Raw genomic sequence first — 12,159 nt, forward strand, 5'->3', positions numbered from 1 at the left:
CCCGATGTACCAGTCCGGCTGGGTGCCGGCCGAGATCGGGGACGGGTCATACGGACCGTAGATCCAGAACGGGAGGATCTGGAAGAACGTTCCCAGCACCGCGATCACTCCGAACACCAGGAAGAAGAACCCGCCCATCTTCGCCGCGTACACCGGCATGATCGGGTACCCGACGACGTTCGCGTTGGTGCGGCCGGGGCCGGCGAACTGGGTGTGCTTGTTCACGATCATCAGGAGCATGTGCACCGCGATGAGCGCGATCACCAGCATCGGCAGGATGAGGATGTGCAGCGTGTACAGCCTGCCGATGATGTCGGTGCCGGGGAACTCGCCGCCGAAGAGGAGGAACGAGGTCCAGGTGCCGATCAGCGGCAGACCCTTGATCATGCCGTCGATGATGCGCAGGCCGTTACCCGAGAGCAGGTCGTCGGGGAGCGAGTAGCCGGTGAAGCCCTCGGCCATCGCGAGGATGAACAGCACGAAGCCGATCACCCAGTTCAGCTCGCGCGGCTTGCGGAACGCGCCCGTGAAGAACACGCGCAGCATGTGCAGTCCGATGCCCGCGACGAAGACCAGGGCCGCCCAGTGATGCATCTGTCGGACGAGCAGTCCGCCACGGATGTCGAAGGAGATCCGGAGGGCGGAGTCGAACGCGGCCGTCATCTCCATGCCCCGCATGGGGGCGTACGCACCGGTGTAGTGGGTCGGCACCATCGACGCCTGGAAGAAGAAGGTCAGGAACGTGCCGGTGATGAAGACGACCACGAACGCCCAGAGCGCGATCTCCCCGAGCATGAACGACCAGTGGTCGGGGAACACCTTGCGACCGAGTTCTTTCACGAGCCCGGAGATGCTGGTGCGCTCGTCGATGTAGTTCGACGCGGCACCGACGAAGCGCGTACCCCGCTTCGGCGGGGCATCGGGCTCGGTCTGGTCGCGAGTGTCGGTCGTGGCCATGATGCGTGTCCTCTTCGGGATCGGTCAGGGGGTGGTCGGGGTCTGGGTGGTGTCGGGGAACGGGCCGACGCGAGTCAGCGCTCGCTGCGCACGGCTGCCGCGCGTGCGCGCAGAGCCGTCATCCGCCGCTCCACCCGGCGCAGCTCGAGCCAGGCGTCGACATCGCGGATCTCGAGCGCTGCCAGGTCGCCCTCCGTCAGGGCGTGCAGCCGCTCGTGTGTCAGCTCGTCGTAGCGCACGGCGTGGTCGTATCCGCGTGCGAAGGCACGCGCCAGCCCGAGGATGACGGTGAGGATGGCCAGCCCGATGATCGTTCCGAAGAGCGCGTCCACGGAACCTCCCTTCCGAGGATGCGGCGATGCGGTCGGCGGAAGGGCGAGGCACCGAGAAGGCCGGCATGCACGGAGAGGCGGAGGCTGCGGGGGCGGTTCCACCGGCGAGATGCGACACGAGACGACCTTCTTGGTCAGTCTTGTCGCTCTGCGGGTACTGCGCCCTCGTCCGCAGGTTCGGATTGCGAACCTGCGGCCACCGTAGCAGAGAGCGCGCCGCCGTCGCCAACCACGACCATCGCCCGTCTGCACAGGTGGTGTTGTGCTTCGCAGGCTACCCTGGGAGGACTCCGGCACCCGGAGCAGCGGACGAGGGAGCAGTACCCGCACACGACGACTGACTCGCAGAAGGAGTCGTCATGTCCTGGGTGATCCTCGTCGCATCCGGCGTTCTCGAGGCGGTGTGGGCGACCGCGCTGTCCGCGTCGGAGGGGCTGAAGAAGCCGCGCCCGACGGTGCTCTTCCTCGTCGCCCTCGCCCTGAGCATGGTGGGCCTCGCGTGGGCCATGAACGACCTGCCGACGGGAACGGCCTATGCGGTCTGGGTGGGGATCGGCGCCTCGCTCACCGTCCTCTGGGCCATGGTGACCGGCAAGGAGCGGGCCTCGCTCCCGCGCATCCTGCTCCTGCTGCTGCTGGTCGCCAGCGTGGTCGGACTGAAGGTGGTGAGCTGAGATGGCCTGGGTGATCCTCCTGATCAGCGCCGTTCTCGAAGCCGTGTGGGCGACGGCCCTGGGGTCCTCGGCCGGCTTCTCGAAACCGCTGCCGACAGTGGTCTTCCTCGGCGCGTTGACGCTGAGCATGATCGGCCTCGGCGCCGCGATGAAGTCGATCCCGATCGGCACCGCCTACGCCGTGTGGGTCGGTCTCGGGGCAGTGCTGACGGTGTCCTGGGCGATGCTCACCGGTGGGGAGAGCTTCTCCGCAGGCAAGGCCGTGTTCATCGCCGGGATCGTGACGGCCGTCATCGGACTCAAGCTCGTGAAGACGCCACCGCGTACGATCGAAGTCTGCGCACCCGCGCAGCGCTGCGAGCAGGACGACCTGACGTAAGGATCATCCGGGGACGGCCCCTGTCGTCGAGGAGCGTTCCATGTCCGGATCGTCGATGAGGTCGTTCATCACCCGCACCGACGTGCTGCGCGTGGCGCTGGGATGGGGGGCGTTCGCCGCTCTGCTCGCCCTGCACCCGCTGCTCGCGCCACCCGTGCCCGGACCGCTCCTGGTCGTCGCCCTCCTCGTGATCATCGCCGTCATCCTCGTGTGCGCGTTCGGCGTCGTGAAGCAGGCCGAGGCCCTCGCCCACCGGTTGGGCGACCCCTACGGCTCCCTGGTGCTGACGCTGTCGATCGTGCTGATCGAGGTGATCCTCATCTCGGCGGTCATGCTCGGCCCGGGCGAGCATGCCACGATCGCGCGCGACTCGGTCATGGCCGTGTCGATGATCATCCTCAACCTCGTCATCGGCCTGGCCCTCCTCCTCGGCGGCCTCCGCCATCGGGGGATGGCGCACAACCGCACCGGCACGTCGGCGTACCTGTCGATGCTCGTGGTCCTCGTCGCTCTGGCGTTCGGGCTCCCCGGCCTCATCGGCGACCGCGGTGCCTACACGATCGGGCAGGAGATCCCGATCATCGTGCTCACCCTCGCCCTCTACGCGTTCTTCCTGTTCCGGCAGATGGGTGCGCAGGCCGACGACTTCACCGAGGTGGACGAGCGGCTGCGGTCGGGGGCCCGCGCGACGCAGAGCGCGGCGGCACCGCGGACCCCCATCCGCGAGGTGCTCGCGGCCCACCGCGCCGAGGTGCTGACCCGCCTCGTGCTCCTCGTCGTCACCGTCGTTCCGATCGTGCTGCTCTCGCACGACATGGCGGCCCTTCTCGACGACGGTCTCGGCCGGCTCGGTGCTCCCGTCGCCCTGGCGGGACTGCTGATCGCGGGCATCGTCTTCCTCCCCGAGTCGATCACCTCGATCCGCGCCGCCCTGAACGGCGAGGCGCAGCGCGTGAACAACCTCTGCCATGGCGCGCTCGTGTCGACGGTCGGCCTGACCATCCCGGCGGTCCTCCTGATCGGCATGCTCACCGGGCAGGAGGTGGTGCTCGCCGAGTCGCCGGCGAACCTCCTCATGCTCGGCGTGACGCTGCTGCTGTCGGTGACGACGTTCGCGGCGAAGCGGGTCACCGCGATGCACGGCGCCGCACACCTGGCGACCTTCGCCGTCTACGTCCTCATCCTCTTCAGCTGACGCGCCTCACGATGCCTCGCCGACGCCGCGGAGGGCGCAGAGGGTGGTGCTCGGCGCGGTGAAGTCGGCGGTGACCGTCCACTTCTCCTCCTCTCCCGCGGCGACGTCGACCGTGGTCTGGCCGGACCCCACCACGGTCGCCGCGTCGGTCGTGAAGAACACCGTCACGACGTAGGTGGCGTCTTCGTCCGTCGGATTGCCGACCACACCGGTGGCCGTGCCCGTCCCGCCGTCGGACTCGCAGGAGGTGATCTGCGTTCCCGCGCGCACCTCAGGGCTGTCCCGGACATCGTCAGGGACACTCGTCGCGGCGACCACGCCGGGGTCCTCTCCGGGGATCTGCGGCGCACCGGACGCGGTGGTCGGCGTGGGCTCAGGGTCGTCCGGCGCCGAGGTGCACGCGGCGAGCGTGATCCCGATGGCCACGAGCGGCACCAGCGCGGCCGCCGTCCGACGGACGTGAGCTCTGCGAGACACGGGTCCTCCTCTCGTGCCGCCGACCGCGACGAGTGCCTTCGACTCGTCGCGGACGGCGGACTCGGTTACTGCTGCTCCCGATCCTCTTCGCGGCGGCGCAGTCCTCGGGTGAGTCCGAGACCGAGACCCGCGAGGATCATCAGCCCGCCGAGGAGCAGTCCCCCGGCCGAGAGCACACCGCCGGTGACCGCGAGTCCGGACGGCGGCGGAGGCAGCACGCGGGTGAACGTCTGCGACGACGGCGGGTCGACGGGTCCCCCGGGGGTGTTCCCGGTGGCCGTCGCCACGTTGCGCACGCCGCCGCGGCGGACGTCATCCGCGGTGACCGTGTGCGGGGGCACCGTGCACGTCATCTCCTCTCCCGAGGCGAGGCTCGTCGCCGGACACGTCACGGGACCGGCGGTCGGATCGGTCACGACGATGTCGTCGACCGTCTGCGCGCCGATGTTCGTGACGATGATCGTCCACTCCACCCGGTCGCCCGGGTCGGTGCGGCCGTTGCCGTTCACATCGACCGCGGTGGCCCGCTTCTCGATGTCGAGCCCGTTGGTCCCGTCGAAGGGAACCCGCACGGTGGACGGCGGCGACACCGGCGGCTCACCACCGCCCGGCGGGGTGCCGGTCGCCGTGGCGGTGTTCGTGAGAGCCCCGGAATCCACATCGGCCTGCGTGGTGGTGTACGTCGCCGAACACGTCACCGTCTGGCCGGGGAGCATGCTGCTCGCTTCCTCCGGGCATACCACCGGCGACAGGTCGCCGGTTCCCGAGAAGCCGCCCTCGTCGACAGCGACGTCGGTCAGCGTCACGTTGCCGGTGTTGGTGACGACGAAGTCGTACCGGAGCGTCTGGCCCACCGTGGTCATCGTCGCGGGCGTCGCCGACTTGACGATGCTCAGGTCCGGCGCCGGAAGCGCGGGAACCCGCGCCTGCGACGGCGGAGACACCGGCGGAACCAGGTCGCCGGGCGGCACACCGGTCGCCGTGGCGGTGTTGGTCACCTGACCCGCATCGATGTCGGCCTGCGTGAGCTCGTACGTGGCGGTGCAGATGATCTGCGCTGCCGGAGCCATCGACGCCGCGCCCGCCGGGCAGACGATGTCGGACATCGTGCCCGTCCCGGAGAACGACCCCTCGTCCACCGTGACGTCCGTGAGGGTGACGTTGCCCGTGTTCGTCACGACGAAGGAGTAGGTCACCTCCTGGCCCACCTCGTAGGCATCGGGGCTGTCGGGGGTGGCCGACTTGACCACGGTGATCGCCGGTGTGCGGTCGCCGGGGACCACGACGGTCGACGGCGGCGACACCGGAGGCTCGCCGCCTCCCGGCGGGGTGCCCGTCACGGTCGCGGCGTTGGTGATCTGTCCCGCGTCCATATCCGCCTGCGTCACCACGTAGGGAGCGGTGCAGGTGACCTGGGCGCCCGGCGCCAGCGACGACGCCGCTTCCGGACACGTGACGACCGGCGGAGTGCCCGTCCCGGTGAACGCCCCCTCGTCCACCGCGACATCGGTGAGCGTGACGTTGCCGGTGTTGGTCACGAGGAAGGAGTACGTGATCGTCTGCCCCGCGGCGGTGATGGTCGATCGATCGGCGGTCTTCACCACGGTGAGGGCCGGCTGCGGATCCGACGGGACCTCGACCTCGGACGGCGGCGACACCGGCGGCTCACCACCACCCGGCGGCGTGCCGGTCACCGTCGCGGCGTTCGTCACGCCCCCGGCGTCCACATCCGCCTGGGTCACGACATACTCCGCGGTGCAGGTCACCTGCGCACCCGGCGCGAGCGATGCCGCTCCCGCCGGACACTCGGCGACCGGCGCGGTCCCGGTGCCGGAGAACGAGGTCTCCGTCACGGTCGCATCGGTGATGGTCACGTTCCCGGTGTTCGTCACGAGGAACGAATACGTGATCGTCTGCCCCGCAGCCGTGATCGTCGACCGATCCGCCGACTTCACGACCGTCATGGCCGGCTGGGGATCGGACGGGACCTCGACCTCGGACGGCGGCGACACCGGCGGCTCACCACCACCCGGAGGGTTCCCCGTCACCGTCGCGGCATTGGTCACCCCACCCGCATCCACATCGGCCTGCGTCACCACGTAGGGAGCGGTGCAGGTGACCTGGGCGCCCGGCGCCAGCGACGACGCCGCTTCCGGACACGTCACCACCGGAGCCGTCCCCGTTCCCGAGAACGACGTCTCGGTCACCGTCGCATCCGTGATGGTCACGTTCCCGGTGTTCGTCACGAGGAACGAATACGTGATCGTCTGCCCCGCAGCCGTGATCGTCGACCGATCCGCCGACTTCACGACCGTCAACGCCGGCTGGGGATCGGACGGGACCTCGACCTCGGACGGCGGCGACACCGGCGGCTCACCACCACCCGGAGGGTTCCCCGTCACCGTCGCGGCATTGGTCACCCCACCCGCATCCACATCGGCCTGCGTCACCACGTAGGGAGCGGTGCAGGTGACCTGGGCGCCCGGCGCCAGCGACGACGCCGCTTCCGGACACGTCACCACCGGAGCCGTCCCCGTTCCCGAGAACGACGTCTCGGTCACCGTCGCATCCGTGATGGTCACGTTCCCGGTGTTCGTCACGAGGAACGAATACGTGATCGTCTGCCCCGCAGCCGTGATCGTCGACCGATCCGCCGACTTCACGACCGTCAACGCCGGCTGCGGGTCTCCCGGAATCTGCACCGTCGACGGCGGCGACACCGGCGGCTCGCCGGACGGCGGCGTGCCCGTCGCCGTCGCCGTGTTGGTGAGTCGCCCGGCATCCACGTCGGCCTGGGTGAGCGTGTAGGTCGCGGTGCACGTGACCTGTGCGCCCGGAGCCAGCGACGCCGCACCGGCCGGACAGGTGATCGGCGACATCTCGCCCGACCCGGAGAACGCCGTCTCATCCACGGTCACGTCGGTCAGCGTGACGTTGCCCGTGTTGGTCACGACGAACGAGTAGGTGATCTCCTGGCCCACGTCGTAGTCTGCCGCGGCGCTCGGAGAGGCCGACTTCACGACCGTGATGCCCGGCGACTCGATCGAGGGCACCACCACGGTCGACGGCGGCGACACCGGTGGTGTGCCGGGACCGGGCGGGTTGCCCGTCACCGTGGCGGTGTTCGTGACACCACCGGCGTCCACGTCCTCCTGCGTCACCACATACGGCGCGGTGCACGTGACCGTGGCTCCCGGAGCGAGCGACGCCGCCCCCGCCGGGCACGTCACGACCGGCGGCGTCCCCGTCCCGGTGAACACGGCCTCGGTGACGCCGACATCGGTCAGGGTCACGTTGCCCGTATTCGTGATGAGGAAGGAGTACGTGATCGTCTGTCCGGCGGCCGTGATCTCCGTCCGGTCGGCGGTCTTGGCGACGGTCAGGGACGGGGCGGGCGGGACCGTGACGATCGCGGTCGACGGCGGCGACACCGGCGGCTCGGTCTCCCCGGGGGGTGTGCCGGTGGCCGTCGCGGTGTTCGTGATCTGGCCCGCATCGATGTCAGCCTGCGTGGTGGTGTACGTCGCCGTGCAGGTGATCTGCCCAGAGGGCGCGAGAGACGCCGCACCTGCAGGACAGGTGATGGCCGGCGCCGTTCCCGTCCCCGTGAAGGCCGTCTCGGTCACGGTCACGTCGGTGAGCGTCACGTTGCCTGTGTTCGTCACCAAGAAGGAGTACGTGATCGGCGTGCCGACCGTCGACACGGTGGCGGGATCGGCCGACTTCACGACCGTGATGGCCGGCGATTCGATGGCCGGCACCACGACGGTGGACGGTGGTGACACCGGCGGCTCACCACCTCCGGGCGGGTTGCCCGTGCCCGTGGCCGTGTTCGTCAGCTGTCCCGCGTCGATGTCAGCCTGGGTCACCACGTACGGTGCCGTGCAGGTGACCGTGCCACCGGGAGCGAGCGATGCCGCACCGGCGGGGCAGGTCACCACAGGCGGTGTCCCGGTGCCGGAGAACGACACTTCGTCGACGCCGACGTCCGTGAGGGTCACGTTCCCGGTATTGGTGAGCAGGAAGGAGTACGTGATCGTCTGACCAGCTGCGGTGATCTCGGTGCGGTCCGCCGTCTTGGAGACCGTCAGTGCGGGCGCGGGCGTGACCGGAATCTCGACCGTCGACGGCGGCGACACCGGCGGGGTGCCCTCGGGTGGGGTCCCGGTGGCGGTCGCCGTATTGCTGAGCTCGGCGGTGTTGTAATCGGCTGCTGTGACCGTGTAGGTCGCCGTGCAGGTCACCCGTGCCCCCGGGGCCAGTGACGCCGCGCCGGCCGGGCACGTCACGTCGAGCGGACCGGTACCCGAGAATGCGCCCTCATCCACGGTGACGTCGGTCAGCGTCACATTCCCGGAGTTCGTGACCAGGAAGGAGTAGGCGATGGTCTGACCCGCACCCGTGATGGCCGTCGTGTCAGCAGACTTCTCGAGCGTGATCGCCGGTGCCGGGTCGACCGGCACCCGGACGGTCGACGGCGGGGAGACCGGGGGGACGAGCGATCCGGGCGGCACGCCGGTCGCGGTGGCGGTGTTGCTGACCGATCCGTTGTCCACGTCGGCCTGGGTCAGGGTGTAGGTGGCCGTACAGGTCATCTGCGCCCCCGGCGCGAGCGGCGTCGACGGACACACGGCGGGCGAGAGCGAGCCGGACCCGTCGAAGGCGGTCTCGTCGATCGAGACGTTCGTCACCGTCACGTTGCCCGTGTTGGTGACGATGAAGGAGTAGTCGATCACCTGGCCGACCACGAAGTCGTCCGGACCGGACGGCGTGGCCGACTTCTGAACGGTCAGCGAGGTGTTGCGTGTCGCCGTGACGACCGCGGTGCTCGGAGTGCTCTCGACCGGAGTGTTGGCAGCCGAGGTGCCGGTCGCGACCGCCGTGTTGGTGATGGTCCCCGCATCGACATCGGCCTGCGTCGGCGTGTACGTCGCCGAACATGTCGTGCTCTCCCCCACCGCGAGGGCGGTGGCGGCACAGGTCACGGCCCCGATCGTCCCGGTGCCGCTGAATGCGGTCTCATCGATCCCGATGTCCGAGATCGCCACGTTGCCGGTGTTCGAGACGGCGAAGGTGTACGTCACGGGCTGGCCGGCCGCGGTGATCGTCGTCGGGGTGGCCGTCTTGGTGAGCTCTAGGACCGGAGCGGCTGCGGTGATCGTGAGGGCGTAATCCTCCACCTCTCCCGGTCCGCCGGTCCCAGTGGGCGTTGACGTGGTCAGCGTCGACCCCGCGCCGATCCGGAATCGCGCGAACGTCTGTCCGGCGACCGTCTGCGGGGCGATGCCCGACCAGGTGAGGGTGAACGACGATCCGTCGGGAGTGCCCGCCGGCACGACCACGGATGCCCCTTCCGTGGCGTCGAAGACACCGTTGCGGTTGAAGTCGACCCAACCGACCAGGGTGGCCGGAAGTCCGGACAGCTTGTTCGACGCGAGGACCGATACAGAGTACGAGCCCGTCACACCCGCGATGATCTCTCCGAACGCCGAGACCGCAGTCTCATCATCGATGGTCTGGTTCGGAGCCGTTCCCCCGACGACGTTGTCGCCGGTGGCCGAGGCGTTCGACTGCATCGACGTCTCGGCGTCGGCCGACCAGCCGAGGTAGGTCGCCGCGTTCAACTCCTGCGATACCGAGCCGTAGCTCGCCGGGGCGTCGCCGAAGTCGTCAGCGATCGTGGTGCACGAGGGGGTGAATCCGTCGATGCCCTCGCCACCACCTTGCGCGCGATAGCCGCGGACGAGGATGTCGCTCACCCCCGTCGTGCCCCCGGGCCCGCATTGCGGAGTGGGCGTATCGAGACCGCCGGTGGTGTTGAGATTCTCGCCCGCCGTAAGGACCGTCGGCGTGGCGGAGAGGTCGATGCGGAGCTCACCCGTCGCGGTGAGCACGAGCGGCCGACAGGTGATCTGCACCGACGAGGGCCACCGGTTCGTCCCGTCGCCGACGAAGGTGGTGCCTGTGATGCGGTGGACGACGGTGTTCGCCGGGCACACCGCGGTCTGCAAGTCTCCTCGCCCTTGATCGTAGGTGGGCCCGGTGAGCCATGTGGGGCTCACCGCCGGGGTGATCGTGCCGGCGTTCGAGACGGTGATCGTCGCACACTGCAGGCTCAACCGCACGAGGATCGCATTGGAGTTCGTCGGACTGACGTTCTGCCGGTTCTCCGTCTGCACACCGGTGAGCACCGAGTTCGCCGGGCACTCCGTGGGAGCGTTGAAGTCCTTGTCGGAGCCGATCGTCGTCCCTTCGTACGAGACGCCGAGGTACAGCTGCGCCGGGTCGCCAGGCGCAGCTGTGGCCGGAAGCACCGGCGCGACGAGCGATCCGAGCACGAGGGCGAGCATTGTCGCGACCGCCCACGGTCGCCGCGGCGACAGCAGCCGCCGTCGTCTTCTCCGGTCCTGCTGTGGCTCATCGCGCTGTGGACTCGATTGCTGCGAAAACAGCATGACGCTCCCCTGTTCTGTGCCCAGTTCCCCCACCCCTCCGAACTGAGCTATCGCTGAGAGTAGGGCGAAAGGTGCGGAATCTCCATAGCCACTTCCATCCACCAAGGATGAGGACGTATGTCACTGGTCGGACGGGGAAGTACCGGTCAGCCGCGGACGTTTGCGGGAAAACAGAAAGAGTCGGTCAGATTCTGACCGACTCTTTCATGAATGTCTCGCTGTGCGCGAGGGGGGACTTGAACCCCCACGTCCATAAGGACACTGGCACCTGAAGCCAGCGCGTCTACCATTCCGCCACTCGCGCGAGCGTCTCGTTCCGAAGAACTCAACTTTCCGAGGATATCACGCGTTTTCGGCCTCGTTGCACACCTCGGGAAGGGGCGTCGGCGGCGTTCCCCCAGGTCACCTGGCTACGATGTCCCTACCGGTCGGCATGCCAGAGGAGCCCAGTGGGACTACTTGACAGCTTTGAGAAGGGTCTCGAGCGCGCAGTGAACAGCGCGTTCGCGAAGACCTTCCGCAGCGGCATCCAGCCCGTGGAGATCGCTTCGGCGCTGCGACGCGAGGCGGATACCACTGCGGCCGTGGTGAGCCGCGACCGCATCATCACGCCCAACAACTACGTCGTGCGCCTCAGCCCCGACGACGCCGAGCGCATGCGCGGGCTCGGCGGCGCTCTGACGGACGAGCTGCACGCGCTCCTCACGAAGCACGCGAAGTCCCAGGGTTACAGCTTCGCCGGTCCCCTCACCATCACGCTCGAAGCGGACGACAAGGTCGCCACCGGCACCGTCCGCGTCACCTCGGGCACCGTCGAAGGACGCGTGAGCTGGCAGGCCGTGGTCGACGTCGATGGACGCCGGCACACCCTCACGCGTGCCCGCACGGTGATCGGCCGCGGCTCCGATGCCGACATCACCATCGCCGACGCGGGCTCGAGCCGTCGTCATGCCGAGATCCTCTGGGACGGCGAGCGCGCCATGCTCCGCGACATGGGGTCCACGAACGGTACGAAGGTCGACGGGCAGAAGCTCCGCGAAGCCGCCCTCCCCTCCGACACCACGATCACGATCGGTCGCACCGATCTCGTGTTCCGCATCGTCCCCGTCGCCACCCCGTCGCGGTCGTCTCGCCCCGACGACGACGCGACCCGCGTGTTCGGAGCCCTCGGATGAGCGAACTGGTCCTGCTCCTGCTCCGCATCGGCTTCCTCGTGCTGATGTGGTTCTTCGTGTTCGGGGTCGTCTACTCCCTGCGCGCCGATCTGTTCGGGGTGCGCGCCCGCAAGCTCCCCGCCGAGGCCACCGCGGGAGCACCGGCTGCCGCCGCTGCGGCACCGGCCGCTCCGCCCCGTCCCTCGTCGGCACGACCGTCGACCGGCCCCGCGACCGTGGCGACGGCGAAGCGCCTCGTGATCACCTCCGGACCGAAGGCGGGCCTCGAGCTCCCCCTCGGCTCCGACGCGATGACGATCGGCCGCTCCAGCGAATCCGCCCTCGTGATCCGCGACGACTACACCTCCAGCCACCACGCCCGGCTCCTGCTCCGCGGCGACACCTGGGCGATCCAGGACCTCGACTCGACGAACGGCACGTTCGTCGCCGGCCAGCGGGTGACGGGCGGCCCGGTCTCCCTGAGCCTCGGCACCCCGGTCAAGGTCGGCGCGACGACGTTCGAGTTGAGGGCCTGA

The 12,159-nt window shown here is 69.2% G+C and carries 9 protein-coding genes, 1 tRNA gene and 1 riboswitch; of the genes, 5 read left to right on the top strand and 5 right to left on the bottom strand.

Going from position 1 to position 12,159, the window contains the following annotated elements:
• A partial coding sequence (locus tag BK819_RS14380) for a cytochrome b (RefSeq protein ID WP_143049322.1) occupies positions 1-957 on the bottom strand: 957 nt, incomplete at its 3' end.
• 74 nt (positions 958-1,031) lie between these two features.
• Positions 1,032-1,289, bottom strand: coding sequence for a hypothetical protein (locus tag BK819_RS14385; protein ID WP_071329745.1), 258 nt, complete (start codon positions 1,287-1,289; stop codon positions 1,032-1,034).
• 130 nt (positions 1,290-1,419) lie between these two features.
• Positions 1,420-1,483: riboswitch (guanidine-III (ykkC-III) riboswitch) on the bottom strand.
• 165 nt (positions 1,484-1,648) lie between these two features.
• On the opposite strand from BK819_RS14385, the gene BK819_RS14390 reads away from it, so the two are divergent.
• From BK819_RS14390 to BK819_RS14400, 3 genes are read left to right on the top strand one after another with little or no spacing between them, the layout of a single operon-like run.
• On the top strand, positions 1,649-1,963 hold the full coding sequence (locus BK819_RS14390) for a multidrug efflux SMR transporter (protein WP_062637676.1): 315 nt from the start codon (positions 1,649-1,651) through the stop codon (positions 1,961-1,963).
• A gap of 1 nt (position 1,964) precedes the next feature.
• The gene (locus BK819_RS14395; protein ID WP_071329746.1) at positions 1,965-2,342 is read left to right on the top strand and encodes a multidrug efflux SMR transporter; all 378 of its coding nucleotides are present in this window, start codon (positions 1,965-1,967) and stop codon (positions 2,340-2,342) included.
• A 40-nt stretch (positions 2,343-2,382) separates the two neighbouring features.
• On the top strand, positions 2,383-3,537 hold the full coding sequence (locus BK819_RS14400) for a calcium:proton antiporter (RefSeq protein ID WP_071329747.1): 1,155 nt from the start codon (positions 2,383-2,385) through the stop codon (positions 3,535-3,537).
• Positions 3,538-3,543: 6 nt separating this feature from the next.
• On the opposite strand, the gene BK819_RS14405 is transcribed toward BK819_RS14400, so the two are convergent.
• The 3 genes from BK819_RS14405 to BK819_RS14415 all read right to left on the bottom strand — a co-directional run bounded on the left by BK819_RS14405 (position 3,544) and on the right by BK819_RS14415 (position 10,773).
• Positions 3,544-4,014 (bottom strand): hypothetical protein, encoded by a 471-nt coding sequence (locus tag BK819_RS14405; protein ID WP_071329748.1) that lies wholly within the window; start codon positions 4,012-4,014, stop codon positions 3,544-3,546.
• A 65-nt stretch (positions 4,015-4,079) separates the two neighbouring features.
• The gene (locus BK819_RS14410) at positions 4,080-10,364 is read right to left on the bottom strand and encodes a GEVED domain-containing protein (protein ID WP_071329749.1); all 6,285 of its coding nucleotides are present in this window, start codon (positions 10,362-10,364) and stop codon (positions 4,080-4,082) included.
• 326 nt (positions 10,365-10,690) lie between these two features.
• Positions 10,691-10,773 (bottom strand) — tRNA-Leu (locus tag BK819_RS14415).
• 145 nt (positions 10,774-10,918) lie between these two features.
• On the opposite strand from BK819_RS14415, the gene BK819_RS14420 reads away from it, so the two are divergent.
• Both BK819_RS14420 and BK819_RS14425 read left to right on the top strand, forming a co-directional pair.
• On the top strand, positions 10,919-11,644 hold the full coding sequence (locus BK819_RS14420) for a DUF3662 and FHA domain-containing protein (protein ID WP_071329750.1): 726 nt from the start codon (positions 10,919-10,921) through the stop codon (positions 11,642-11,644).
• Positions 11,641-12,159 carry an FHA domain-containing protein gene (locus BK819_RS14425; RefSeq protein ID WP_071329751.1) on the top strand — a complete coding sequence of 173 codons (519 nt, stop codon included), beginning with the start codon at positions 11,641-11,643 and terminating at the stop codon, positions 12,157-12,159. The genes BK819_RS14420 and BK819_RS14425 overlap by 4 nt, the downstream gene beginning before the upstream one ends.

The sequence above is a fragment of the Microbacterium sp. LCT-H2 genome, from assembly GCF_001866135.1.
In the GTDB taxonomy this organism is placed as follows: Bacteria; Actinomycetota; Actinomycetes; order Actinomycetales; family Microbacteriaceae; genus Microbacterium.

What these genes read in the sequence shown, in the direction of transcription:
- BK819_RS14390 (WP_062637676.1), top strand. Translation starts at nt 1,649, where the DNA reads ATGTCCTGGGTGATCCTCGTCGCATCCGGCGTTCTCGAGGCGGTGTGG.
- BK819_RS14395 (WP_071329746.1), top strand. Translation starts at nt 1,965, where the DNA reads ATGGCCTGGGTGATCCTCCTGATCAGCGCCGTTCTCGAAGCCGTGTGG.
- BK819_RS14400 (WP_071329747.1), top strand. Translation starts at nt 2,383, where the DNA reads ATGTCCGGATCGTCGATGAGGTCGTTCATCACCCGCACCGACGTGCTG.
- BK819_RS14410 (WP_071329749.1), bottom strand. Translation starts at nt 10,364, where the DNA reads ATGCTCGCCCTCGTGCTCGGATCGCTCGTCGCGCCGGTGCTTCCGGCC.
- BK819_RS14425 (WP_071329751.1), top strand. Translation starts at nt 11,641, where the DNA reads ATGAGCGAACTGGTCCTGCTCCTGCTCCGCATCGGCTTCCTCGTGCTG.